This window comes from Gammaproteobacteria bacterium (genome assembly GCA_013816845.1).
Taxonomy (GTDB): Bacteria; Pseudomonadota; Gammaproteobacteria; order DSM-16500; family DSM-16500; genus Aquicella.
Genome location: JACDDU010000003.1, coordinates 281,674 through 307,358, shown reverse-complemented (window position 1 = coordinate 307,358; position 25,685 = coordinate 281,674). Strand labels below are relative to the sequence as shown.

28 protein-coding genes are annotated in these 25,685 nt (G+C 40.3%); 17 read left to right on the top strand and 11 right to left on the bottom strand.

Features of this window, described 5'->3' with window-relative positions:
- Window positions 1-27: 27 nt before the first annotated feature.
- From H0W64_07330 to H0W64_07300, 7 genes are all read left to right on the top strand, one after another.
- Complete coding sequence (locus H0W64_07330; protein ID MBA3661522.1) at window positions 28-432, top strand: BON domain-containing protein; 405 nt, start codon at window positions 28-30, stop codon at window positions 430-432.
- Window positions 433-509: 77 nt separating this feature from the next.
- Complete coding sequence (locus H0W64_07325) at window positions 510-668, top strand: DUF3309 domain-containing protein (GenBank protein ID MBA3661521.1); 159 nt, start codon at window positions 510-512, stop codon at window positions 666-668.
- 99 nt (window positions 669-767) lie between these two features.
- The gene (locus H0W64_07320; GenBank protein MBA3661520.1) at window positions 768-992 is read left to right on the top strand and encodes a DUF3185 domain-containing protein; all 225 of its coding nucleotides are present in this window, start codon (window positions 768-770) and stop codon (window positions 990-992) included.
- An 8-nt stretch (window positions 993-1,000) separates the two neighbouring features.
- Window positions 1,001-1,561 carry a hypothetical protein gene (locus tag H0W64_07315; GenBank protein MBA3661519.1) on the top strand — a complete coding sequence of 187 codons (561 nt, stop codon included), beginning with the start codon at window positions 1,001-1,003 and terminating at the stop codon, window positions 1,559-1,561.
- A complete protein-coding gene (locus tag H0W64_07310; protein ID MBA3661518.1) occupies window positions 1,521-1,790 on the top strand; it encodes a hypothetical protein in 270 nt (89 codons plus the stop codon). Before H0W64_07315 ends, H0W64_07310 begins: the two co-directional genes overlap by 41 nt.
- Before the next feature lie 141 nt (window positions 1,791-1,931).
- Window positions 1,932-3,137, top strand: a complete 1,206-nt coding sequence (locus tag H0W64_07305; protein ID MBA3661517.1) for a cation:proton antiporter — start codon at window positions 1,932-1,934, stop codon at window positions 3,135-3,137.
- Window positions 3,134-4,252: a glutamate--cysteine ligase gene (locus H0W64_07300; GenBank protein MBA3661516.1), complete on the top strand. Its 1,119-nt coding sequence runs from the start codon at window positions 3,134-3,136 to the stop codon at window positions 4,250-4,252. The genes H0W64_07305 and H0W64_07300 overlap by 4 nt, the downstream gene beginning before the upstream one ends.
- 4 nt (window positions 4,253-4,256) lie before the next feature.
- Here the strand turns inward: H0W64_07300 and H0W64_07295 are convergent, their stop codons facing one another.
- On the bottom strand, window positions 4,257-5,462 hold the full coding sequence (locus tag H0W64_07295; GenBank protein MBA3661515.1) for a GGDEF domain-containing protein: 1,206 nt from the start codon (window positions 5,460-5,462) through the stop codon (window positions 4,257-4,259).
- Between the two features lie 467 nt (window positions 5,463-5,929).
- Here H0W64_07295 and H0W64_07290 point away from each other — a divergent pair, with 467 nt between their 5' ends.
- Window positions 5,930-6,694 carry a sulfurtransferase gene (locus tag H0W64_07290; protein ID MBA3661514.1) on the top strand — a complete coding sequence of 255 codons (765 nt, stop codon included), beginning with the start codon at window positions 5,930-5,932 and terminating at the stop codon, window positions 6,692-6,694.
- On the opposite strand, the gene glpK is transcribed toward H0W64_07290, so the two are convergent.
- From glpK to H0W64_07265, 5 genes are all read right to left on the bottom strand, one after another.
- The gene (gene glpK / locus H0W64_07285; GenBank protein MBA3661513.1) at window positions 6,675-8,156 is read right to left on the bottom strand and encodes a glycerol kinase GlpK; all 1,482 of its coding nucleotides are present in this window, start codon (window positions 8,154-8,156) and stop codon (window positions 6,675-6,677) included. The two genes, H0W64_07290 and glpK, sit on opposite strands and share 20 nt — an antisense overlap.
- 66 nt (window positions 8,157-8,222) lie before the next feature.
- Window positions 8,223-8,570 (bottom strand): hypothetical protein, encoded by a 348-nt coding sequence (locus tag H0W64_07280; GenBank protein ID MBA3661512.1) that lies wholly within the window; start codon window positions 8,568-8,570, stop codon window positions 8,223-8,225.
- A gap of 114 nt (window positions 8,571-8,684) precedes the next feature.
- The gene (locus tag H0W64_07275) at window positions 8,685-9,257 is read right to left on the bottom strand and encodes a BON domain-containing protein (protein ID MBA3661511.1); all 573 of its coding nucleotides are present in this window, start codon (window positions 9,255-9,257) and stop codon (window positions 8,685-8,687) included.
- Window positions 9,258-9,268: 11 nt separating this feature from the next.
- Complete coding sequence (locus tag H0W64_07270) at window positions 9,269-9,916, bottom strand: hypothetical protein (GenBank protein ID MBA3661510.1); 648 nt, start codon at window positions 9,914-9,916, stop codon at window positions 9,269-9,271.
- A gap of 33 nt (window positions 9,917-9,949) precedes the next feature.
- On the bottom strand, window positions 9,950-10,498 hold the full coding sequence (locus H0W64_07265; GenBank protein ID MBA3661509.1) for a hypothetical protein: 549 nt from the start codon (window positions 10,496-10,498) through the stop codon (window positions 9,950-9,952).
- Window positions 10,499-10,684: 186 nt separating this feature from the next.
- Between H0W64_07265 and ggt the strand changes: the two genes are divergently transcribed.
- The 3 genes from ggt (at window position 10,685) to H0W64_07250 (ending at window position 14,056) form a co-directional block, all read left to right on the top strand.
- A complete protein-coding gene (gene ggt, locus H0W64_07260; GenBank protein ID MBA3661508.1) occupies window positions 10,685-12,400 on the top strand; it encodes a gamma-glutamyltransferase in 1,716 nt (571 codons plus the stop codon).
- 301 nt (window positions 12,401-12,701) lie between these two features.
- A complete protein-coding gene (gene mltB / locus H0W64_07255; protein ID MBA3661507.1) occupies window positions 12,702-13,580 on the top strand; it encodes a lytic murein transglycosylase B in 879 nt (292 codons plus the stop codon).
- A complete protein-coding gene (locus tag H0W64_07250; protein ID MBA3661506.1) occupies window positions 13,577-14,056 on the top strand; it encodes a septal ring lytic transglycosylase RlpA family protein in 480 nt (159 codons plus the stop codon). The genes mltB and H0W64_07250 overlap by 4 nt, the downstream gene beginning before the upstream one ends.
- A 43-nt stretch (window positions 14,057-14,099) precedes the next feature.
- Here the strand turns inward: H0W64_07250 and H0W64_07245 are convergent, their stop codons facing one another.
- On the bottom strand, window positions 14,100-15,293 hold the full coding sequence (locus H0W64_07245) for a trans-2-enoyl-CoA reductase family protein (protein ID MBA3661505.1): 1,194 nt from the start codon (window positions 15,291-15,293) through the stop codon (window positions 14,100-14,102).
- Between the two features lie 300 nt (window positions 15,294-15,593).
- Between H0W64_07245 and H0W64_07240 the strand changes: the two genes are divergently transcribed.
- Window positions 15,594-15,836 (top strand): hypothetical protein, encoded by a 243-nt coding sequence (locus H0W64_07240; GenBank protein ID MBA3661504.1) that lies wholly within the window; start codon window positions 15,594-15,596, stop codon window positions 15,834-15,836.
- Between the two features lie 56 nt (window positions 15,837-15,892).
- On the opposite strand, the gene H0W64_07235 is transcribed toward H0W64_07240, so the two are convergent.
- Both H0W64_07235 and H0W64_07230 read right to left on the bottom strand, forming a co-directional pair.
- Window positions 15,893-17,830 carry an APC family permease gene (locus tag H0W64_07235; GenBank protein MBA3661503.1) on the bottom strand — a complete coding sequence of 646 codons (1,938 nt, stop codon included), beginning with the start codon at window positions 17,828-17,830 and terminating at the stop codon, window positions 15,893-15,895.
- 15 nt (window positions 17,831-17,845) lie between these two features.
- Window positions 17,846-18,229: a hypothetical protein gene (locus H0W64_07230; protein ID MBA3661502.1), complete on the bottom strand. Its 384-nt coding sequence runs from the start codon at window positions 18,227-18,229 to the stop codon at window positions 17,846-17,848.
- A 307-nt stretch (window positions 18,230-18,536) separates the two neighbouring features.
- Between H0W64_07230 and kdsB the strand changes: the two genes are divergently transcribed.
- The 4 genes from kdsB to typA are packed head-to-tail and all read left to right on the top strand — an operon-like array spanning window position 18,537 to window position 21,906.
- On the top strand, window positions 18,537-19,265 hold the full coding sequence (kdsB, locus tag H0W64_07225; protein MBA3661501.1) for a 3-deoxy-manno-octulosonate cytidylyltransferase: 729 nt from the start codon (window positions 18,537-18,539) through the stop codon (window positions 19,263-19,265).
- A gap of 13 nt (window positions 19,266-19,278) precedes the next feature.
- Window positions 19,279-19,638 carry a hypothetical protein gene (locus H0W64_07220; GenBank protein MBA3661500.1) on the top strand — a complete coding sequence of 120 codons (360 nt, stop codon included), beginning with the start codon at window positions 19,279-19,281 and terminating at the stop codon, window positions 19,636-19,638.
- Window positions 19,639-19,691: 53 nt separating this feature from the next.
- A complete protein-coding gene (locus H0W64_07215; GenBank protein MBA3661499.1) occupies window positions 19,692-20,042 on the top strand; it encodes a PucC family protein in 351 nt (116 codons plus the stop codon).
- A gap of 52 nt (window positions 20,043-20,094) precedes the next feature.
- Window positions 20,095-21,906, top strand: a complete 1,812-nt coding sequence (gene typA, locus H0W64_07210) for a translational GTPase TypA (GenBank protein MBA3661498.1) — start codon at window positions 20,095-20,097, stop codon at window positions 21,904-21,906.
- Window positions 21,907-22,045: 139 nt separating this feature from the next.
- On the opposite strand, the gene def is transcribed toward typA, so the two are convergent.
- Both def and H0W64_07200 read right to left on the bottom strand, forming a co-directional pair.
- Window positions 22,046-22,594: a peptide deformylase gene (def, locus tag H0W64_07205; protein MBA3661497.1), complete on the bottom strand. Its 549-nt coding sequence runs from the start codon at window positions 22,592-22,594 to the stop codon at window positions 22,046-22,048.
- Complete coding sequence (locus tag H0W64_07200) at window positions 22,591-24,804, bottom strand: cation:proton antiporter (GenBank protein MBA3661496.1); 2,214 nt, start codon at window positions 24,802-24,804, stop codon at window positions 22,591-22,593. Before H0W64_07200 ends, def begins: the two co-directional genes overlap by 4 nt.
- Window positions 24,805-24,899: 95 nt before the next feature.
- On the opposite strand from H0W64_07200, the gene gloB reads away from it, so the two are divergent.
- Entirely contained in the window at window positions 24,900-25,667 is a 768-nt protein-coding gene (gene gloB / locus H0W64_07195; GenBank protein MBA3661495.1) for a hydroxyacylglutathione hydrolase, read from the top strand.
- Window positions 25,668-25,685 lie beyond the last annotated feature (18 nt).

The window sequence follows — 25,685 nt, the reverse complement described above, 5'->3', positions numbered from 1 at the left end:
GGAAAAATAATAAGCGGGGTAGTGGATATGGTTGCGACTAAACGTCATCTTTTAATGCTTAATACCCTATTAATGATTTTAACTTTCTCGACTGGCTATGCTGATATGAATGCGAATACCTCTATGCAAGGCAATATTCCCCCGGGGGCAGGTGGCGGTAGCGGCAGCATGTCGACCAATGGAACATCCATTTCTACCCTTCAAATGTCTGGAAGCGATACAAGCATCACAGCGACGTTACAAGCAAAATTAATTGAAGATTATCGCATGACCGGTTCCAATATTATGGTATCAACCGATAGCGGTGTAGTAACCTTAACAGGGACTGCAGCAACAAAAGCGCAAGCAGACATTGCCATTAAAATGGCAAAGAGTATGAATGGTGTGCAAGAAGTTGATTCAGAAATTACCGTTGGTTCACAAGGTTTATAACCTTATGGACAGGAACTTGACCTTTTTTCCTACACGCGCCAAACTCAGGTAAGGAATTTTGACCTCAAGGAGCGATTATGCCGTTAGATACTATTCTTATTATTGTTTTGATTCTCGTGTTAATTGGTGTTTTTCCAGCATGGCCATACAGTAGAGAATGGGGTTATCGCCCAACCGGCTTAGTGGGGATATTGTTAATCATCATTGTTTTGCTCTTGGTTTTTGGCAGAATTTAATTTTTTCTTTAGCTTAATACCAAAACATCGAACTATTTAACAGGCCCTGTGCAAGGGCTTGTTATTTTCTATTTCAGGAGCAATCTCATCATGCGTGCTATGCTCATCAATCTTTTTGCGATGATTCTCATTATTTTTGGTATCACTTCGTTAGCTTACAATGGTTTCACCTATACCTCGCGTGAAAAAGTTGCAGAAATTGGCAGTCTCGAACTTTCTGCGGATACAGAAAAAACAGTTTATCTTTCGCCCGTTGCTGGGGGAGTTGCTTTAGCTGTAGGCCTTATCCTAATAATCATCAATCGGAAAGGAAGAAAGCCCTAAGACCCACTATGTTATTAAGATTTTTGCATCCTCGTTCGTTGTATCACCATAGTATTAGTATTTTTTTACTAGTAACTTTTGCATCTATTGTACAAGCGGATGCGCCATTTATTACCGATGACCCAGATATTTCGGATGTAGGACAATTACAACTTTATTTTTATTCGACTGTACAAAGTGCAAAGCACACTAATCAAATCATTTTCCCCGCTTTAGAAATCGATTATGGTTTTGTACCCAATGTTGAACTGCATTTACAAATTCCAATTTTGACCTTTATACCACAACGCGTGACTCGTGCTGCCGGTTTGAGCGATATTGAAGCTTCATTTAAATATCAATTCATTGATGAAACAACTTATTTTCCAAGTGTTGCGATTGTACCCACTATAGAATTACCAACAGGCGATGCTAGTCGAAATTTAGGTAACGGTAGACCCTGGTACAAATTGCCTTTTTGGTTCGGAAAAGTCCTCGGCAAATGGGCAACCTATGGTGGGTGGTTTAGTTTTCAACCAGGGTACCGATATGCAAAACTATTTATTCGGTGGTTGGGTTTTACAATATAATATGAATGATCAAATTTCTTTCGGTGGGGAACTCTATGCTCAAGGAACAACAACGACCACGCGCCATCCTCCCGAACAAGACACGGGTGCTTATTCTTTAATAAATGTAGGTGGTAGTTACGCTTTTACTGACGATGTTTCCTTTTTACTTTCCCTTGGCCATTCCATGACTGGTCCAAAGCAATGGGTAGGTTATGTGGGTATTTATTATCTATTGAATACGCGGTGATCCAAATCTAGCAAGCCAACCTTATCCTGCAATCAAACACACAACATTGATTTACACTGCAAGGTGAGGTAGTTTTGTCCCTACAATGCTCCACATCGTTTCATTCTCATCAAACCATTGTTCAAAAATTGAGGCGCAATCATGCTGTTTTTTCCCCAATTTCCGTTACGGCTCAATCCCATTGCTTTGTTTGGGTTAACACTCATTCTTGGTCTCATTGGTGGCGAATTAGCAAAGCGTAGTCGGATTTTACCTGCGATTACGGGGTTTATTGCTGTTGGCTTTTTAGTAGGACCCGGTGGACTCGATATCGTTACACCTTCCTTACTTGCTTATGCGCGTCTTTTTGTCGATATTTCACTTGGTTTAGTTTTATTCGATTTAGGTCGTCATTTAGATTTTAATTGGTTGCGGCATGATCGAGGAATTTTGCCTATGGCCATTGCAGAATCATCGCTTACTTTTCTGTTTATTTTTATGGTTTTGAGTTTTTTTAACTTGCCTCCTTTGTCCTCAGCGCTTGCTGCAACCATCGCAGTTGCAACCTCTCCTGCGGAAGTGATGATGGTCGCGCACGATCTTTCTGCAGAAGGTCCGGTAACACGTCGTACGCTCATTTTAACCAGTCTCAATAATTTATTTGGTTTAACCTTATTTGCTTTCTTTCTACCTTTTACGGCACCGCATACTTCATTACTCAATATGATAGGTCACGTTATCTATAGACTGGTTGGCTCTGTAAGTTTGGGGCTCATTATGTTCGTATTGATTTTAGGCATTGCTCGATTCATTGGTAAGCGTAAAGAAAATCAATTTGTTCTTTTTGCAGGCACGGTCGTTTTTGCCATTGGTTTGACCAGCATTTTAAATGTGTCATCCATGCTTACCCTCTTTACGTTAGGCGTTGCCGCGCGTAATTTTGATTACAAACATATTCTTTCCGAAGTCGATTTTGGTTGGTTAGCCCGATTATTTTTTATTATTTTATTTGTTGTAACTGGTGTTCAATTACAATTGAAAGGATTATGGCTTGTACCCGCGGCAGTGATTGCCTTTTTAATTGCACGCGCTGTAGCTAAAACTTTTGGTATTATGTTATTTGCTAAAAAAAGCCGCCTAACGAAACAGCAAATGTTTGCATTAAGTCTTGCTTTAACGCCCATGGCAACATTAGCAATTGGGATGTCTGGTATTCTGCAAAATGTTAACCCTGAATTATCTTCACAGCTTATTGTGATCATTACTGCCGTTGCGACCATATTTAATCTTATTGGTCCTGTTGCTGCACAATGGTCATTTATTTATGCCGGCGAAGCGGCCACGGAAAAAACAGGAGGCAATAAATGAATACACTGCCGCCCTTTAAAGAAAATAAAGATCTCACGTTGGGCGTTGAACTTGAATTGCAATTGATTGACTTACAGCATTTCAATTTGGCCATGGAGGCTAAAGATTTTTTGAGGCGCGTGGGCGAGCGAAATCATACCGGCAAAATGATTCCTGAAATTACACAATCGATGATCGAATTGAATTCCTCCGTCCATGAATCGTATTCAACGCTCGTACAAGAATTACGCGAATTACGAGATATTTTAGCTGAAGAAGCATTGCAAACGCATATTGGTATTTGTGGTGGTGGCACGCATCCTTTCCAACAATGGAAAGAACAACGTATTTATCCCACCGAACGATTCGCAAGTGTTTCAGAGCAATATGGTTATCTCGCTAAACAATTCACGATCTTCGGTCAGCATATTCATATTGCCTGTCCCAATGGAGATGATGCGATGTATCTTTGCCATGCTTTTGCACGGTACATTCCTCAATTCATTGCTCTCTCTGCAGCTTCTCCTTTTCAACAAGGTGTTGATACTGCATTTGATTGCTCGCGGCTTGCGATTATTAGTGCTTTTCCTATGAGTGGGACACCGCCCTGGATCTTAACTTGGAAAGGTTTTGAAGAATATTTTTCGCGTATGGCTGAATTATCTGTCGTAAAAAGTATGAAAGATTTTTATTGGGACATTCGTCCCAAACCAGAATATGGCACTGTCGAAGTGAGAATTTGTGACACGCCGCTTACGGTAGAAAAAGCGGCTGAACTCGGTGCTTATGCGCAATTACTAGTATATTGGTTACTTGATCAACGTCCACAGCTTTCCAAAGATATTTATATAACTTATTTAATTAATCGCTATCGTGCCACGCGATATGGATTGGATGCCATTTGCATTGACCCTATTACCAGGACTCAAGCAACCCTCACTGACAATATTATCAATACTGTTGAGCACTTGGAACCTTATGCCAAGCGATTCCATGCAGAAGTTGCTTTGAAGCAAATAAAAAATGCTGCTCTAAATCACGCCAATGGTGCTGCATGGTTACGAAAAAAATATAGTGATTATCGATCCTTGAATGATGTGGTGCGCAGTCAAGTTAAGTTATGGCGTAAAGGTTAATCCGTTAGCTAAGGAAGGCTGGTAAATCGTTTGCTAACTTTGAGCAGGATCCACCATGTTCTTTTACATAATACATTGCTTTATCGGCAACGGTTAAAAGTGTTTCCGCATTAGTACCATCTCCAGGAAAGACGGCAATCCCTATGCTTGCACTAATTTTGATAATAAGGTTTTTAATTTGAATTGGCTTTGCAATTATGTCGCATAATTCTTCTGCAATTTTTTCAATTGCATCACTATTTTTTATATTTTCCAATATTACTGTAAATTCATCGCCACCTAATCTTGCAATCACTTCATTGTGAGTAAAATAATTTTTTAACTCACCAACAATTTCAATTAACAATTTATCACCAACATCATGTCCATAAACATCGTTCACCAATTTAAACCGATCTAAGTCAATGTATAGCAAAGCCCCGCGTTGCTGTGATTTACGCGCTTTTAAAATGGCCTCTTCTAATTTTCTTTGAAATAAACTGCGATTAGGAATACTAGTTAAAGCATCATGAGTTGCAGTTTCTTCTAATTTTTTGTTGGAATTTTCCAACTGGATTTTAGCTTCTGACAAATGCTGTAATAAACTATCGTTTTCAAATTGCAAGATACTAGCATCTCTAACCAATCGGTACGCCCTTAAAACCAGCACCATTGAATAAAGTAAATAAACCAGTAAAGCCATATCAAATAAATAATGAATGTAAGTGCCAAATAAAGCGATGGTGATAAGAAAAGGAAGAATGGAAGTGACAAGAAATGCGATAGCTGCAGCAGGCACGGCAGATGAAAGCGGAAGCGCCCCCGCTGTCACCCCTGCCAACATTAAAATGATTAACATTTGTTGTTCAGGTGTTGCATAGGGGAGTAAAAGTATAGCTAACAAACCCCAGCTCATACCACCGAACAAACTACCCACAATATATAAATTACGCCAGAGATTAATATGCGTTGATAAATTTCTGTGCTCAAATGCATAGACTACGCTGATCCGTAAAAAAGTAATAAGCGCATAAAAACTAAACCAAGCATACAGTGAAAAATTATATTTAAAGGTGGGAATAAGTCCCAAAAAAACAATAGCTGCACAAAAGAACGAAGCCACCATCGCTAAATTTGTTTGTTTATAAACATGATTAATTAAATGAGCACAAGTTTTACTAGCGATTTCGGGCGTTGTTTGATTTGTAGCTTGATGATTTAATGGCATCATAATAATCCATTAATAATTATCCCTTTCTTTATTTTAACATTTCTCTTCCCTTCTTAGGAAAAAAACTCCCCTTAAATCTTTTTAAATATAAACAAAACCTTAACCCCAAAAAAAAAGGATATTTTTTTTCAGTGGTATAATTATTTTAACCGTTCTTTCCTTTATTAAGATAGGCCTCGCAATAGGGGAGCGTCATATGAAAGGGAAATTATTATTATTATTCAGTCTGTTCACTTTATTTATGGGTACACAAGCTTTTGCTGGGTGCGGGGATTGCATTGGTTGTCAACCAGTATGTTGTCCTTATGGTACTGAATGCGAGTGTACTGATCGCGGCTGGCGAACTAACACCTGCATCTCGCCCTGTGAATATTGTGAAGCATTTGGAAATGTTGGCGGTAGATAAAGGCTGGGACTGTTTGATTTAGGTTGACCCATCGTCTCAGCTTTAGTAAATTCTGCATTGCATGTCATGTTCCTATCTCACAATCAGTGGTTATAAATTTTTAGCGCTTTCAGCGCTCGATGAATTGCGCCAAAAACTTTTATCCGAATGTACTTCCTTGTCGCTCTTAGGCACCATTTTATTAAGTCATGAAGGCATTAATATTAATTTGATGGGGAGCGAAAATGATTTAGTTTCGTTCAAATTATTTTTAAAGCGCGATACACAATTTACGTCTATAAATTTTCGTGAAAGTTATACCGAAATATCACCTTTTAAAAAATTAAAAATTAAAATAAAAAAAGAAATAATTACTTTTAAAAATAATCAAGTTTGTCCCACACAAGGATTAGCGCCGTATATTCATCCTTGTGAATTAAAAAATTGGTTAGATATGGAAAAAGATTTTCTTTTATTAGACACTCGTAATCAATACGAAGTTGAAATTGGCACTTTCCAAAAAGCAGTGCATATTAATAATCTTCTTCATTTTAGCCAGCTTACCGCTCATTTGGATCATCTTGATAAAACAAAACCGGTCGTTACCTTTTGTACTGGTGGCATTCGGTGTGAAAAAGCTGCACTCCATTTACAAGATGCAGGATTTACTGAAGTGTATCAACTTGAAGGTGGCATTTTAAATTATTTTACGGAAGTGGGAGGCGAGCATTATCAAGGCGACTGTTTTGTTTTTGATAATCGTACGGCGGTTAATCCAAAACTTGAAGCCGTTAACAACGCACAAAATCTTTTAGCAGAAGATCATCCTACTCCAAAACTCTCTTAACGGCTTGCTTCCATCCTGCATATAAATTTTCACTTTCAAAAGCTGGCATTTGAGGTTCAAATCTTTTTTCTAAACGCCAAAGTGAAGCTAATTCCTCAAGCGTCTGATATAAACCGATTTGTAATCCTGCGAGCATGGCAGCACCAAGCGCTGTCGTTTCTGTACACTGGGGACGCTCCACAGGTACATTAAGTAAGTCGGCTATAAATTGTAATAACCAATCATTCATTACCATCCCGCCGTCAACACGCAAGGTTGTCAGTGGTTTTTGCGTATCATTATTCATAGCTTCCAATAAATCGCGCGTTTGATAGGCTACACTCTCAAGACCTGCACGCACGATTTCTGCAATACCCGCATTAAAAGTTAAACCAACAATCGCGCCTCGCGCGCGCGAATCCCAATAGGGTGCGGAAAGACCGGTAAAAGCCGGAACGAGATAAACTTGATTCGTGTTAGTCACTGAGCGCGCTAATTTCTCAGAGTCAGCCGACGTGCCAATAAAATGAAGTTGATCACGCAGCCACTTGATGGTTGATCCCGCAGAAAAAATACTTCCCTCTAAACAATAAGTAAGCTCTCCCTTGATCCGATAAGCAACAGTTGTTAACAATTGATTACGCGATTGTATAAGGTGCTCACCCGTATTGAGTAAAACAAAACAACCTGTCCCATAAGTTCCTTTGATCGTTCCAGGAGTTAGCACGGCTTGGCCAATACATGCCGATTGTTGATCTCCGATCATCGCAGTAATTGGAATGGCATGGCCAAAATAGGAGGCATCAATTTCGCCATAATGAGCTGCACTATCTAAAACCTCCGGTAATAAACTTTCAGGGATTTCAAATTGTTGAAGTAAATAGTTGTCCCATTTTTGAGCTTGAATATTGAATAACAAAGTTCGTGCAGCATTCGTTACATCAGTAGCATGACGTTTTCCATGGGTGAAATGCCATAATAAGTATGTATCCACTGTGCCGAATAATAATTCACCCCGATCCGCTGCTATCCTCGCGCCTTTGCAATGTTCAAGTAACCACCGAATTTTGCTCGCGGAAAAGTAGGGGTCGATCATTAAGCCAGTTTTCTCGCGTACATAAGTTCCCAATGCAGATTGAGCTTTTTGCTCACAATAATCACTCGTACGACGGTCTTGCCAAACAATAGCGGGATAAATAGGAACACCCGTATGTTTATTCCAAACCAATGTTGTCTCACGTTGATTGGCGATTCCACAAGCGGTGATCATGGCAGCGGTTAAATTTGCTTTTTTTAACGCTGACTCAATACACTGCAATGTATTGGTCAGCAATTCTTGGGGATCTTGCTCCACCCAACCATTTCTAGGAAAAGTCTGTTGTAGTGGCAATTCATGATGGCTAACGACACTCATTTGCCCATCAAATATGATAACGCGACTATTTGTCGTTCCTTGATCAATAGCGAGTAAATAAGCTGTCATCGGATTCACATGGTTAAAGTTAAAGTGACTAGCACATGCACCCTATTTTGCACCGTGCTGTCTCTATTATGATTTGCCTTTTTCTGTATCATCTTCAGTAGGCCACCATTTTTTTGGGGTTCCAGTTGGTGTAGGGGCAGTTGCAAAAGGCGACGGTCCAGCAGAAGCTCCGCGACTTTGACCGCCTTCACTTGACCTTTTTTCATTGGACGCTTGCGCTGTTTGGTTTCTTGGCTCAAACGTCTCGAGGGCTTCACCATATTCCATGATGCTGTAAATTAAAGATGTTTTCATCGTTGCATCTTCTGCAAGCTTACTTTCAATGAATAATCGCGCATCTGAAATGATCTTAAATGCTCCTATTTCTCTCGCATTAAAATCGGTCAAGCCTTTAACAGTTACCTTAAAATTCATGATAAAAACCCCTCTTTTTTTTGATGCCCAAGTATCGGCAATTAAAGAGGGAAATACAATATATGCGCTTAGGGTAGGAATAATGCGCTTAAAATACAAACAATTCTGTTGACCTTAAACTTTGCTAATCGTTAAGTAGGAAAATACTTTGACCACACGCTGCACACCCTCGGTCAAGCTTGCAATAGTTGCCGCCGCTTGGGCTTCTTCTTTAGGTAAAATCCCCATTAAATAAACTGTACCATTTTCAGTAACGACTTTCACACGGGTTGCATCAACTTCAGAAGAGGCCAAAAGTTTAGCTTTAACTTTGGTGGTAAGCCATGCATCACTCATGCGAGTCATGGTCGAGGTTGGATGAGTCACAGATATTAAATTATAAACAGTTTTTGCTTGTGGAATTTGCTTCACCAGATGTTCTGCTTGCGTCTTTTTCTCTTCATTAGGTGCTTGTCCTGCTAATAAGATATCACCGTTATAACTAGCAATCGCAATATGGGTATCCTTAAATTGATCCGATCGTAAGTAAAGGGCTTGGTAGGCTTCACGCGTTAAATAGTGATCGGTAAGATTATTTTGGATACTTCTGCGGTTATAAACCACTTGCGCACCCGTCATGGCAATATCACTACAACCTTGAAAGAAACACGCAAGTACAATAATTAACCCTAATACCATCCGTGGCATTGATACCATCCTTATTTTTGTAATTTTATAGTCGGGACTTCATCTGGAATGCCATACCAACCTTGCTTAAGCTCAGAAACAAATTGTTCAAACAAACCGGAATAACTAAGACTTGATTTACGCATGCTGGGGGATTTTTCATTGACTTTAAAAAATGGTAAGTCACTTGTATCTTTTACGGTAACAAATTGCATGCGATGCGGAGAATAAGAAAGCTTAGTCTTAAATGCTTCTGATAAATCTTTACCATTAGTTTGATTAAAATTCCATAGCATCAGCGTATCGGACGAAACAAAAGGCGAGATACAATCTAATATTTTTAAAAATGTTTTGTCATGCGTAATAGCCGGGCCATGGTCTTCGAATTTTTGATAATGTTCCGTTAATGTATTAAGCGTATTTTGGAATTGCTTTTCAAGATCCGATCGATGTGAATATTGGGTTGCATAAAGGTAAATACCAGCGGTAAATGCAGTATTTAGCATCAAGCTAAGATAGCCATTCGAACAAATCCACAATAATGAATCCACCAATACTGCTGTCCCTAATTGTTTATCCACACTTTGTAATTCATCGCGAGCTTTAATAAAAGCAGCAATATCATCTTCTAAGGCAACTTCTTTGCGAGGTGGGGTAAAAAAATTAAGCAAGCTATTCATTTTATGATTTCCTTTTTATTTATTCTTTTTTTATTAGCAAAAATAATATAACAAGCTTGCCGTCCCGACATTGGCATACATATTATCAATGCCATCATAATGGCGCCAAAGAGAACGCGTATATTCAATGCGACCACTCCAAGGTCCACCAAAAATGGTTTCGATCCCTACCCCTAATTGTAATCCGCCTTGTGTGGTGTGTAATTGCCCAAATCGAGTATAAATAATTCCAGCTCGTGCATATAAACTAATAACATCGTCTAAATGGAACCCGGGTAATAAACTTGCCCCATAACTATAAGAAGGTTTAATGTTTTGACCTAATTCATTTGCTTGACTATTGATAGTCATGGGATGAATGGGGTTAGCAAATGCTTCCAGGGCAAAATAAAACATACCCAGCGTTAACGTACCAACACCCACAGCAAATCGCGGATCAAGGCCCTGGAAGGTAAGTTCATTACTATTATTATGCACGTCAATATAACTTAATCCAGGTGCGATATAGATTTGCAATCCTGCGTAGGTTGTTGTGTAACTTCCCAATAAAAGCACCAGTACGGCTGCGAGCTTTTTAAACATATTCAATCCCTTCATCCGCTTCGATTAAAGAATATCACCTTAACATTTTTCTGTGAGGGACAACATGCTCTCCCTCATAAACGTTTGCATCATGATCTTGGTGTTAGAAACGATAACAAGATCGTGGGGCTTTGACCATTTGTTCTACTTAAGTCAAATTGAATAAACTTCGCGTATAGTGATTCTATGCCAAAGCTATTTTCATCCAAAAATTTACAAGCAAATAGGATGGGTAAAGCCCTATGGTCTTTGCTTTATCTCTTCGCCTTCCTTATTCATACGCCGATTATCGCAAATGCTACCGAAGGATTAGTAGTAAGTGAACACCAACTTGCATCGGCTGCGGGGGCCGCAATGTTGAAAAAAGGCGGTAATGCAATCGATGCGGCAGTGGCGGTGGGTTATGCGTTAGCAGTCGTTGCGCCTGCTTCGGGAAATATTGGTGGGGGCGGTTTTATGACTATCCACTTAGCTGGGAATAAGAATGTATTTATCAATTTTCGTGAACAAGCACCGCTTGCAGCGCATGCGGACATGTTTGTGGATCCGAAAGGCAAGGTACGACCGGCTCTCGCAACGCAAGGTTATCTTGCCGTAGCAGTGCCAGGAACGGTTCTCGGCCTCGATACGGCACTGACACTGTACGGCACACTGCCGCGTAGCGTTGTGATGCAGCCGGCCATTCGCTTGGCAACAGAAGGCTTTGCAGTAACGCCTGACCTTGCTCAGCAATTTAAAAACGATGTCACTTTTTTTCGCGGCCAACCTAATATTGCAGCCATTTTTTTAAACAAAGGGCAGCCTTATCTCGCAGGTGAATGTCTACGTCAAACCAATCTTGGTCGAACCCTCACGCTCATTGCAAAGCAAGGTCCTCTGGTTTTTTACCAAGGCGAAATAGCGCAAGCTGTTGTTGCAGCCAGTAAAACACATGGCGGATTGTTAACGCTTGCTGATTTTGCTCGCTATACGATTCAATTAAAATCGCCTCTCACCTGTCAATACCGCGGTTATACCCTAATCACCGCCCCCTTACCCTCTTCAGGTGGGATCGTACTTTGTGAAATGTTACAAATCCTCGCAAACTTTCCGCTGCAGCAATTAGGTTTTCATTCTTATAAAACGCTGCAATACACGATTGAAGCGATGCGCTATGGATTTCATGATCGAAATAAATTGGGTGATCCCGATTTCGTCGCATCACCTTTTGAGCAATTCATTTCTAAACAATATGGCGCAACGGTCGCTTTCGACATTGAGCAGCAAATCAATCGACCTGCGCTCTCCTTACCATTTGCATCCGAACACCCAGAAACAACGCACTATAGTGTGGTTGATACGAAAGGTAATGCAGCTTCAGTCACCTATACATTAAATGGTCGTTATGGTGCAGGGGTCATAGCTGGAAACACAGGATTTTTTCTCAATGATGAAATGGATGACTTCTCGGCCGGTCGCAATATTGCCAATCAATTTGGTTTACTTCAATCCAATTTGAACCGCATTCAACCGGGTAAGCGTCCTTTAAGCTCAATGACGCCGACTATCGTGCTCAAAAATAATAAACTTTTCTTAGTGATTGGCAGTCCGGGTGGACCACGCATTATTACTTCTGTGCTTTTAGCTTTACTCCATGTTTTGAATGATGGTCTTACCATTGATCAAGCAGTCAACGCCCCCCGCTTTCATTTTCAAGGTTATCCTTCGCAAGTATTCCTTGAACCCTTTGCATTCACGACTTTCATTCAAAAACAACTGGAATGGCGGGGTTATCAATTCATAACCGAAGCGCCCTGGGGAGCAGTGGAAGCTATTTACGTCGACCCTAAAACGCATCAAGTATTTCCCGGCGTCGATCGTAGAAGACCCGATGGGGGAAGTGCAAGGGTAACGCTTCCTTGATTGAATGGCGCGCGCTTACCAAGCGACGGCAAGATAATTTGCATTTGGGCTTGGCGGCGATGTTTGCAACTGATCGCAAAAGGGACGAAGGTAGCGGGTTTTGCCCTCAGCAATAAAATGCTAAAATCCTCCCTCCATTATCAAAGAATCGCCACCGCTGATGTTCAAAAAATTACTTCGTTTTCTTGTCATCCTATTGATAATTTTTTCTTTTACGCCGAGTTTCGCGGCAACCTTATCAAGGTCAAACCCAGACGCAACGCCTTTCGTTAAACAATCGGACGTGAAATTGTTCATTAAGATGATGGTCAAGAAACACGGCTTTAAAAGTAAATTTTTAACGCAATTGTTTACTACCGTTAAACCCCGACCGCAAATTTTATCAAAAATGAAATATCCCTTGGAACGTAAACCATGGAGTTTGTATCGAAAATTATATGTATCCGAACTCCGTATCGCAAAAGGACTAGCTTTTTGGCAAGCCCATGCAGCAACTTTAGCGCGCGCTGAAGCTCGGTATGGGGTACCTGCTAATATTATTGTGGCAACAATCGGAGTGGAGAGTAAATATGGGGAAACTGTCGGTAAATATTGCGTCCTCGATGCCTTAGTTAATCTTGCTTTTGCACCTGAGGGTAAACGTCGCACATTCTTTCGCAATGAATTAGAAGCTTTCTTATTGCTCGCGCGTGAACAAAATCTTTCCCCCGAAACCATCTTAGGATCCTATGCGGGCGCCATCGGTCAGCCGCAATTTATGCCTAGTAGCTTTCGACATTATGCAGTGAATTTTTCTGGTCATACCAAAATAGATTTAACCAACAATGTCGACGATGTTATTGGCAGTGTGGCCAATTATTACCATCAAAATGGCTGGGAAAAAAATCAACCCATTGCTATGCCCATTTCAATGCGCGGAGGAAAATATCAGCTGGGTTTAACCAAGCCCAAAAGTATTTCTCTTTTTGAAATGCTTGAAAGTGCAGCCTTGCAAATGACGGTCCCCCCTACTCGGGATCCACGATTTATTATTTTGCAAACGAATTATGGAAATGAATATTGGCATGGATTTTATAACTTCGACGTTATTAAACGTTATAACCACAGTGAGCTTTATGCAATGGCCATTTTCCAATTAAGCCATTATCTTGCTGTCGAACGAGAGAGGGTTTCTTCATGATCAGATTAGCATTTCCAGTTTTAGTTCTACTTCTTACAACAAGTTGTACCCATCACACTCAGCCCATTTCTATCCAAAAAACTGAAGTTGTTGCTAAAAACGAAAAGATAAAAAAAGCTGTCGACTCTAAATCCACTTATCAAGTTTTTGGTAAGCGTTACCATGTTATGCGTTCAAGCCATCAGTATGAGGAAAAAGGATTTGCTTCCTGGTATGGCCGTGACTTCCATCGTAAAAAAACTTCGAGCGGTGAACGCTTTAATATGTATAAGTTGACTGCTGCACATAAAACATTGCCGCTGCCAACTAAAGTGCAAGTGACTAATCTTAAAAATGGTAAAAAAATTGTTGTGACAGTCAACGATCGCGGACCCTTCATCTCTAATCGTTTAATTGATCTCTCTTACGGTGCAGCTAAGCAACTAGGTATGGTCGGTCAAGGTGTTGCCCCGGTCACTGTGAAAGCATTGGGATAAAAAAAAGGTGCCTTGATCAAGTTAGCTTAATCAAGGCACTAATTTATGAAGTGATCGATGTGATTTTTACATCAGGGTTAACATCTTGTTCATAGTTAACGTCAGAGAAATTAAATCCAAATAACTCATAAAAATCTGAGCGATAACCTTCAATGTCTGTAAGTGTATTGACATTATCACTATTGATTTGCGTCCACAGCCCAGCAACTTGTTGTTGAAGCTTCGGATCCATTTCTAAATCATCAATGCGGATATAACCATCGCGATCGCGTTGTAATGGATACGTTGCATACAAATAATCTTTAAAGAGACGATAGATTTGTTCTACACAACCTTCATGGGTGCCAGCTTCTTTCATCAATTTAAATAAAATCGAAATATAAAGAGGTACAACAGGAATTGCCGCACTTGCTTGCGTCACTACAGCTTTATTGACTGAAACGGAAGCCGAACCTCCAATGGATTGTAAACGTTGATTTAATTGATCAGCTGTATTTTTCAAATCCTTTTTGGCCTGACCTATCGTTCCATCCTTATAAATAGCATGGGTTAATTCGGGCCCGATGTAAGAGTAAGCAATCGTTTGCGCACCGTGGGCCAATAAATTACGTTCAAGCAGATAATCAATCCACATTGCCCAATCTTCACCCCCCATCACCGCAATCGTGTCCTCGATCTCTTTTTCATTGGCAGGCTCAATCTTAACGTCTTTAATTTCACCTCGAAATGCATCCACTGTTTTTCCTTGGAAAACTTGTCCGATGGGTTTCAACGTTGAAGAAAAAGTAATACCACTATCCGGGTGCGTTCGTCTTGGTGACGCAACTGAATAAATAATCAAATCAACTTGTTGAAGATCTTTAGCAATGAGATCAGCTGTTTGCTCTTTAACATCACGTGAAAAAGCATCGCCGTTAATACTCTTTGCATAGAAGCCAGCATCATGTGCTACGCTTTCAAACGCAGCTGAGTTATACCAACCTGGAGAAGCCGTTCTTTTTTCATCAGCTGCACGTTCAAAAAACACACCAATTGTTTTTGCATGGGATGCAAATGTTGCAACAATGCGACTTGCTAATCCATAACCGGTCGACGCACCGATTACTAAAACATTTCTTGGTCCACGTAACTCACCTTGCTCTAGTACATAATTCATTTGGTTTCGAACAGCTCGAAGGCATCCTTCTGGATGCGCGGTGGCACAAATAAAACCTCGTATTTTTGGTTGTATGATCATCGTTTTTCCCGAAAAATTGCTTATCAAAGTTCCGCACAGTCTACCAACATCGATCGAGAAAAAAAATTAAATTGCGACCGCTTTTATCATCATCATGAAAAATATCATAAAGAATGAATTTATAGTTTTAGCGCCGATATTAGTACTTCTCCTAAAACTTTACACACTTCATACGAGTAATGCGTCTGTAATTTTTAGATAACCTACTGTCTCTACTTAGTAATTTCCCTAATAGTTCTATACTTTTACGAGTGCTAATGTTAAATTTATTCATTGTTAACAATAGAAAGGAAAACTGTCATGGCAAAAGCAAGAAGCGCGAAGAAAAAATCTTCAACAGCAGCACGTAAAAAATCCACCCGCGGCAGAGCTAAAACTGCAACACGATCTGCTAAAGGCACCAAAGCTAAAAAAACTGGTGTAAGAAAAGCTAAGAAACGATCCACTGCAAAAAGATCTAAGAAATCCTCCGTTAAAAAATCGCCTGCTAAAAAACGAGGCGGCGCTCGTAAGAAACGTTCTGCAAAAAAAGCAATGATGTAAATTAGCCCATTAAATAAAAGGGGCTTGATAGCCCCTTTTTTATTTGTATTTCCGCACTATATTCGCATTGGTAAAATCATTAATTCTCGCCCTCTGAAATGTAAATAATGCTGTAAAATTAATGGGGTTTGGTTATGCAAGAGTCGGGTAACCATATTTTCCTTTCGAAAAACGAGCTGGCTTGTGAAGTAAATAGCATTGGGATACTTCAAATCAACTGTATCAATGAGCTTCTTTAACTCTTCTACTGCATCAGTCCCAAATAACGCATACCCTTCTGCAGGATAACCATTCTGCTGACAGAAACGCACAAAGTAGTCCAGCAATTGGTTGACGTGTGTTTGCATGGTTTCAATTTCACTATCTGCACTAAAGCTTTCTACATCAACCGCGCCTGCACTTAAAAATATAAAATTTTTAAATTGATTGGGAAACAATCGAAAGATGGAGAGCAAGGTGTGTATACCAACCCCTATATGATTGACAAAAATGATAGCGGTTGGTTGCGTTGGATCGATTGCAAACGGCGGACTATGTTTTTCGACTAGAGGCTGGATTAAAATTTTGCTATGAGCTTCTAACTTATTGGCTACATATTGATAATGACTTTTAACACCGATACAGATCACCACAAGGGAAGAAGTTAGAAGGATCGTTAACCATCCGCCTGCTGCAAATTTATAAAAAAGGGTGACGCATAAGATACTTGTCGTTACTAAACAAGCAAAGATTGAAAATAAAAAATGCCATTTCCATGCAGGCGTTACACGATGCTTAATCCAATAAACGGAGATACCCAACAACGCTAAAGAGAAGGTGATAAAAACATTAATACTATAGAGAACCACTAAAACGGAAACCTTACCAGAAGTAATATATAAAACGCCCGCGGCAGCAAACCCGTAAAGAATTAATCCATTTTGTATAACTAAGCGATTGGATAAATGCCTAAAACGATTGGGTACCCATCCATCCACGGCTAAATTAGCAAGGACACTCGGCCCCGCAGCAAAACCGGAATTTGCGGCTAGAAAAAGTAGTCCCGCTTCTAGTGCTAAAGTAATGATTAAAGCAGCATGTCCAAAAGAACTATCCCCCAAAATAGAATGAAACACGACCGCATTTAAAGTCATGCCTGGTACGGGATGTGCATCCCACAATAAATATAAGAGAATTAAACCACCTGCTGTAAAACTTAATGAAATGGCCATGTAGAGCATAGTGCGTTTACCGGTTTTCACACGGGGCTCAGCCAAACGTTGGACATTATTGGAAACTGCTTCAAGACCCGTATAAGTACCTGCGCCTAAACTGTAAGAGTGAAGAATGAGCCCAAGCACCGAAATCCAACCTACAGCTTGGGCAAATTGAGAGGTTTCTTGAATCGTTGCAGGAACCACCGTAGGAAGTCCTTTGGAATGGGCTGCGATACCATAAACAATTAAGATAAAATGGACCACAACAAACCCGATAAATATGGGCAGCAGAATCCGAATAACTTCCTTAAGACCTCTTAAATTCATCACCAACAAGAGAAAAATAGCACCTGCTTCCACATATAATTTATAAGGAACCATAGTGACAGGAAGAAAGCTAAAAATTGCATCCGTGCCACTCGCGATTGAAACTGCAATTGTCAAAACATAATCAACCAAAAGAGCTGCGCCTGAAACTAAACCCACGTAAGGATGCAGTAAGCGACTTGCAACTTTATATCCACCCCCACCACTGGGGAAAAGTTCAATCACTTGGTTGTAGCCAAAAGAAATAATAAAAATGGTCACCACCATGATGCCCATGACATATAACGCAAGCGGTGCATGCACCCCCAAAGCCAAGAAGGATTCCTCAGGGCCGTAACATGATGAAGATAGAGCATCAGCTCCTAACCCAATCCAAGCAAACAGGGCGATTAAGGAAATATTCTTTCTTGCATTAGGATTTAAGGGATTAAGGGGATCTCCCAATAAAAAACGTCGAAAACTAGAAAACATGAAGACCTCTATTGATTAAGGTGTCTTAAAAGCAAGTGCCACATTTTTGTTTTGCTTTAACAAGGAGGTGAAAGATTTTGTATTTTTGGCAAGGATTGGAGAATTTTTTTGTGGCGATCGATAGCGTGCAAGTTTAAAAGTCATGATGGATGCTTGCGAATTTTTGGTTATAGGTAAAATGTGTGGTGAAGATTGAGCAAGCGGCTTTTTGCTTTGCGCCATGTTAGGCGGCAATTTTTCATTTTGGGCTACAATGAAAAATTCATTTTGACTCATATCGCCTGCAACAACTTTGGTGCCTGCTAATAAGGGTGATGTCGGCAATTTTTGAATATCAATATTTGCATATGTAAGTGTTGGCGCAATAACAAATAGAAACATCCATTTCGAATTTAGCATTAATAAAACTTCCTTTTTATTAAACTGAAGTAGTATATACCTAACTCACCTTGAGGGTGAAATTAGCGAAATGAAGCAATTTCCTTGCCCATAGGCTTAGCTTGGTATCGTTACACTTACAAATGCACCCTGATAAGCTTCGTGCTCTGGGGTTAGCACTATAAAAAGGAAGCTGCAAGCCTTAATAGTGCAGCCCAGCAGTGTAACTTAAGAATATTTGCAACCTTATCCCAGCGCTTTAACCCCTTCATTGCTACCCAAGCATTTATTCAGTATGATCTGGACCTTCCCAAAGTAAGGCGTAGCGATGAATATCCTTTGTGTTATTCCCAGCAGACTTCACTCGACCCGATTGCCGCGGAAAGCATTACTCCCTATTCAAGGCAAACCGATGGTGCAGTGGACGTATGAAAACGCATTGCGTGCATCTTGTTTAACCGATGTCATTGTCGCAACCGATAGTGAAGAAATTGCGGACGTGATTCGTAATATCGGTGGAAAAGTTCATATGACCGATTCTGCCATTCCGACAGGCTCTGAACGAGTCGCGCAAGTGGCTGCCTCTTATCCAGAAATGGATGTCATCATTAATTTGCAAGGTGATGAGCCCTTTATCCAGCCTTACATGTTAGATACGCTCGTTGCACCTTTTTTTGAAGATGAAAAAACCACGATGTCAACGCTTGCTTATCCGTTAATGCAAGAGCGCTATCATCATCCGGGCGCGGTGAAAGTCATCACGAATTTAAAAAACAATGCACTTTATTTTTCACGCTCGCCCATTCCCTATCAACAATTAAAAACAGATAATCCTCCCGTTTATAATCATATGGGTGTGTATGCTTTCAGACGCGATTTCTTAATGCTTTATCCCCATCTGTCCCCCACTGAACTTGAAAAAGCAGAAAGCTTAGAACAGTTGCGCGTGCTGGAACATGGTTACAATATTCGGGTTTGTGTGGTAGCCGATAAGACTCTTGAAATTAATACCCCTGAGGAGTATGCGCTCGCACAGCAATTTAATTATGTAGTTTAAGAGAAACGTATCGATGGATTCCGAACACTCGTTATCTCAACTCCTCGCAGCTCATCCCACCACCTATCCTCTTAGCCAACGCAGAGGGCTCTACTTATTATTTTTTACAGAATTGCGGGAACGTTTTGGCCTTTATACGTTGCAAGCGCTCATTATCTTATACATGACAAAACAGTTGCAGCTTCAAGAGCATGATGCAAATTTGTTATATGCCGCCTTCAGCGCCTTACTTTATTTAACACCCACCCTCGGTGGTTATATTGCAGATAAGTACATTGGCTTTGAACGCGCCATTACTTTGGGAGGCTTGTTATTTATTGCAGGCTACAGCTGCTGCTTCTTCGCGCATCAAACCATCTTTTCTTGGGCTTAAGCTTAATCATCTGTGCCAATGGTTTATTCAAACCGAATGTTTCCGGATCGTTGGTGAACTTTATACAGCGAATGATTTCGCCCTGGTGGTTGTGTGCGAGTTATTTATTTCAAACGACAGGTGAATTACTTATTTCTCCGATTGGTTTGGCGATGATTACGGTGCTCAGCCCAAAAAAATATGTCGGCATGATGATGGGTATTTGGTTTTTAGCCCAGGCTGCTTCATTTTCTATTGGGGGATACTTAGCCAATTTCGCTGCCAACCCGGTGAATACTTCCCTCACCCATCCGTTAGGGATTTATACGCATGCCTTCCTCATCAATGGTGCTATTTCCGTTGTCGCTGCCCTTTTCTGCTTGCTACTTGTACCTTTTTTGACTTCATTGACCAAAGAAGGTTGAAAAAATCGGTGGTCCAGGTAAGATAAGCAACCCCTTAAAAACGAGTACAGTTGTGGCTGAAAAATTAAGAAATATAGCAATTATTGCCCATGTTGATCATGGCAAAACAACATTGGTAGACAAGCTTCTTCAACAAACTGCAAGTCTCTCTAAAAAAAATAATTCGACTGAAAGAATTATGGATTCCAATGACTTAGAGCGGGAGCGTGGGATTACTATTTTAGCCAAGAACACTGCCATTCGCTGGGGTGACTTCCGCATTAATATTGTTGATACGCCAGGCCACGCTGATTTTGGTGGTGAAGTTGAACGAATCCTCTCGATGGTTGATTCGGTCCTTTTGCTCGTTGATGCTGTAGATGGCCCGATGCCGCAAACACGATTTGTCACACAAAAAGCGTTTGATCAAGGTTTAAACCCGATTGTCGTCATCAATAAAATTGACCGCCCTGGCGCAAGACCGCACTGGGTTATGGATCAAGTCTTTGATCTCTTCGATAATTTGGGCGCTAATGATCGTCAGTTAGACTTTCCCGTGGTCTATGCCTCTGCGTTACTTGGTTATGCAACGCTTGACCTCAATCAACCTAGCACCGATATGGACCCTTTACTAGAAACGATCGTAACACGCGTGCCGCCACCTAATGTTAATCTCGACGGTCCGTTTCAAATGCAAATCAGTACCCTCGATTATTCAAGTTATGTCGGCATGATTGGTATTGGCCGCATCACACGGGGTCGTGCGCGAACTAATATGCCAGTAACCATTATTAATCGTGAGGGTCAAACCCGCTCCGGACGAATTTTACAAGTGTTGGAATACCTAGGATTAGATCGTAGTGAAGTGAGCGAAGCAGCTGCCGGTGATATCGTTGCTATTACGGGGGTCGATGCTTTAAAAATTTCCGATACCTTATGCGATCCCAATCAAGTGGAAGCTCTTCCACCGCTGGTCGTTGATGAACCGACCGTTTCAATGACGTTCCAAGTGAACACTTCCCCCTTTGCTGGTAAAGAGGGTAAGTTTGTAACCAGTCGAAAAATCCGGGAACGACTTTATCAAGAATTACTGCATAACGTTGCCTTGCGCGTTGAAGATACCAATGATCCTGATAAATTTAAGGTTTCAGGGCGGGGAGAATTACACTTATCCATCTTGATTGAGAATATGCGTCGTGAGGGTTATGAATTAGCCGTATCTCGCCCTGAAGTCATCACCAAAATTGTAGATGGTGAAGTTCACGAACCGTATGAACATTTGATCATCGATCTTCCCGGCGAATTCCAAGGCACAATCATGGAAAAACTCGGTAGTCGTCGCGGCGATTTAAAACAAATGTTATCCGACGATAAAGGTCGCACTCGTCTTGAATATATTATTCCTTCACGAGCGCTGATTGGCTTTCATACTGACTTTCTAACCTTAACTTCCGGCACAGGCATTATGCATCACGTGTTCAGCCATTATGGGGTAGCTGCTAAAGGCGAAATCCAGCACCGTCAAAGTGGCGTGCTCATTGCTAACCAACAAGGCACTGCACTCGCTTATTCACTTTTTAATTTGCAAGAACGGGGTCGTATGCTAATCCCGCCGCAAACCGAGGTTTACGAAGGCATGATCGTTGGTATTCACACACGCGATAATGATTTAGTCGTCAATGTTTGCAAAGCAAAGCAGCTTACTAACATTCGTGCTTCAGGGTCTGATGAAAATATTATTTTAACACCCTACATTCGCTTTTCTCTCGAACAAGGTCTCGAATTTATTGATGACGATGAACTTGTCGAAGTAACCCCAAGCTCAATTCGTTTACGTAAAAAGTTTTTAAAAGAACACGAACGCAAGCGCGCTGATCGGAGTTGAGATTTAAAGGGACTACTTAGGTTTGAGTAGTCCCGTTTTTTAAGCTTGTTACTTCAAGCATAAATCTTTAAAACTTCAATTCATACAAATGTATTGTTTAGTTAACTTCTCAAACGCTCTACGATTACTCTCATTTCCTTTATGGACAATTCATAAAATAATTTTCCATCGTAGAAAAGGTGCGCGTATCCATGCGATCAACATACAACATGCCTTGTAAATGATCGAATTCATGTTGCAAAATTCTTGCGTACCACCCATAAGCACGAATCGTTATGGGTTCACCTTTTTCATTTAACCCTTCCACTTTAACATTACGTGCTCGCGGCACCATACCAACGAAATCTTTAACACTTAAGCATCCTTCATAAAATTGTACATACTCAGCTGACTCAATAGTTAAAACAGGGTTGATGATAACGTGAAGAGGAACAGGAAAGCGTTCACGAGCTTGCAACTGCTCCTGTGTTGCACCCTGGTGATATTCTTTCTTATCTTCGATGACGATAATTTGTAATGATTCACCAATCTGAGGAGCGGCAAGTCCTACACCTGGCGCTGCCCACATGGTTTCTTTCATGGCTTGAATTAAACATTGCATAGGCGCGGAAAGGATTTCAACTTTATCCACGGGACGCGCAAGTTCTCGTAATACAGGATCGCCCGTTTGTATAATTGTTTGTGTCATGATTTTGTCTCGAGAAAGTGTTTTAATTTATCGCGTTCACCCACAACCAACAGTAAATCTTGTTCTTTCAAAATGGTTTCTGGATCAGGATTTAAAACGCGAATCCGTTTTCGCTCAAGTCCCACGACTAAACCATTAATTTTTTCACGAATCATTGCATCGCGAATCGTCAAATTAATAAATGAATGACCCGATGTCAGAAGGATACCCTTTAATACAAAATTATCTAACAAACGTTTAGGCGGATTGGTTTGAATAGGTGGCTCAATCTCTTTCTTAAGGGCTTCAATTTGCTCATCATTACCAAGGACCACAATAATATCTTGCGCTAACAATTCGTTTTCTCCACGGGGCGATACAAAAATTGAATCATGCCGACAGATTGCCACCACATTGACGCCAAACCGTTGACGTAGTTGAGATTGCGCTAAAGTTAATCCTGCAAAGTTAGAGTTGCTGTTCACTTGCATTTCAACTAAATGCGTTTCCCAGGGGGCAAGAACATTATATCGCTCTTGCAAAACATTGGGTTCAGTGCGGATATTATCTAAAAGCCGCCCTTCAAACCAACGATAGGATGTTTCCATTTTTCGAAAAAAATAAACAAAAAATAAGACAGAAACGATAAATAATAAAATTAAGGTCAGCCATGTATTAAAAAAGACAATACTTAATATCGCGATAAGCGTTAAGGTTGTAAACCAGATAAAAAACATCGTGACTTGTAAGTTATCCATGTCATCTTCAGTTAGCGCGATGCCTTTGGTTGAAAATAACATCCCCCAAATAAAAGGCGACGAAAGAAGTAATGCAACCAATAGTAATGAAGCATTAGCCAGCCAATTATTTTCTGGCCATAAAGCGAGATTATGAAAGATAACATAGTGCGTTAGTGTAAAAATAAGCGTGATAATGATGCTATTAATGATAAGCCGCGTTACAACAGCACGTAGCATATGCTTTTTTGAAGCGGTTAATTGCATGCGATACATCCAGGAACCGTAACGCACTAAAAAATATTGAATCCGCTCAGGTAGCTTGTTTTCTAGTAGCGTACTTAAGCGGCTGGAAGCGCGAATTAAGTAAGGCGTTGTAAAAGTGGTTAACCCAGACACTGCAACAATAATGGGATAAATGATTTTATTGGTGACACCAAGCGTTGCACCAAGGGCAATGATAATAAAGGAAAATTCACCAATCTGAGCCATACTGGAACCCACCCGAATCGATGTTTTAAAACTTTGTCCCGTTAACAATGCTGAACACGTTGTACTTATAAATTTTCCAATAATGGTGAGTACAGAAATATAAAGCACTAATTGCCAATGATTAATAATGATGCGGGGATCAATTAACATGCCGATAGAAACAAAAAAGACCGCTGCAAAAATATCGCGAATAGGTTTGATTAATTTTTGGATTCGATAAATTAATTTGGTTTCAGCAAGAATTGAACCCATGATAAATGCGCCTAACGCTTCTGAATAATTAAAAGTTGCAGCAAGACAAACTAAAAATAAACAAAAAGCGACAGAAAGAAGCGTCAACGTTTCTTCATTGATGTATTGCGCTAAGCGGCTAAAAAGTGGCGGGACTAAAAAATAACCGACAATAAACCATCCACCCACCACTAAAATAAGACGAATGACTGCGTTAATCATGTCGAGAGAAAAAAAGTTTTGCGTCGTAACGATGGTTGTTAACGCAACGAGTAATAAAATAGCGAGTAAATCTTCGACAATTAAAATACCAAAAATCAATTCAGCAAAACGTTTAGTTTTGAGTTTTAATTCTTCAATGGCTTTAATGATGATTGTGGTTGAAGAAATTGAAAGTGCAGCACCGAGGAATAAACTATTATAAACGGACCAATCGATACTACGGCCCGCGAAATATCCTATTGTCATCATTAAAACGACTTCAAGCGTCCCCGTAACGGATGCAGAAAATCCAACCCGAGTTAATTTTTGAAAACTAAATTCTAATCCTAATGAAAACATGAGGAAAATAACCCCCAACTCTGAAAGGATTTGAATATTAGGAATATCGTTGACGAGAGCATGGGGCGGTGTGTAAGGTCCAACTATCATCCCTGCAATTAAATAGCCCAATACCACAGGTTGCTTTATACGTTGAAAGACAAGCGCCACAATACTTGCTACGCAAAGCATAATGGTTAAGTCATAAATAAGTGGAGCTAATGAATGCATATCAAAGTTCCAGTATTAACATTTAACATTTTTTGGGGAAAATTTTTGCACTCCATTGCAGGACAAATTTAAGATTCTAATCGAGAGAGATTAAAATGCTAATTATAACACCGATTCCCACCTTAAAAGATAACTATGTTTGGACGATCATTAACCAGGAATCGCGAGAAGCGATTATCGTGGACCCAGGTGAAGCGGGCCCTGTGCAGGATTTTCTGGAAGCTGAAAAACTTAGTTTAGTTGCCATTTTAATTACGCACCATCATTGGGATCATACCAACGGTATTAAAGCTTTTAAATCAGAGGGTATTGAGGTTTATGGACCTAACAATGAAAGTATTGAAGGATTAACGCATCGTAATCAAGATGACGAAGTGCTTTCATTTAAAGCTTTTCATCTTCAATTTAAATGCATTGCCATACCCGGTCATACGCTTGATCATATCGCCTATTATGGCGATGGGATGTTATTTTGCGGCGATACTTTATTTTCAGCCGGTTGCGGAAGGGTTTTTGAAGGTACAGCCGCGATGATGTTTAAAGCGCTTGAACAATTTAAAAATTTACCGGATGCAACCGCTGTGTATTGCGCGCATGAATACACCCAAGCAAACTTACGATTTGCCCACACGGTCGAACCAAGCAACCATGCGATTCAAAGACGCATTCTCGCAGTTGATGCATTACGTGCCCAAAATTTACCGACCCTACCTAGCACTATCGAAATAGAGAAAGCAACCAACCCTTTTTTCCGATGCGATGTATCTGAGTTGATAAAAAATGTTGAAGATTACGCAGGCGAAAAATTGAATACCCCGCTCGAAGTATTCACCTGGCTACGTAAATGGAAAGATAATTTTTAATGAATAAAAGTAGATACT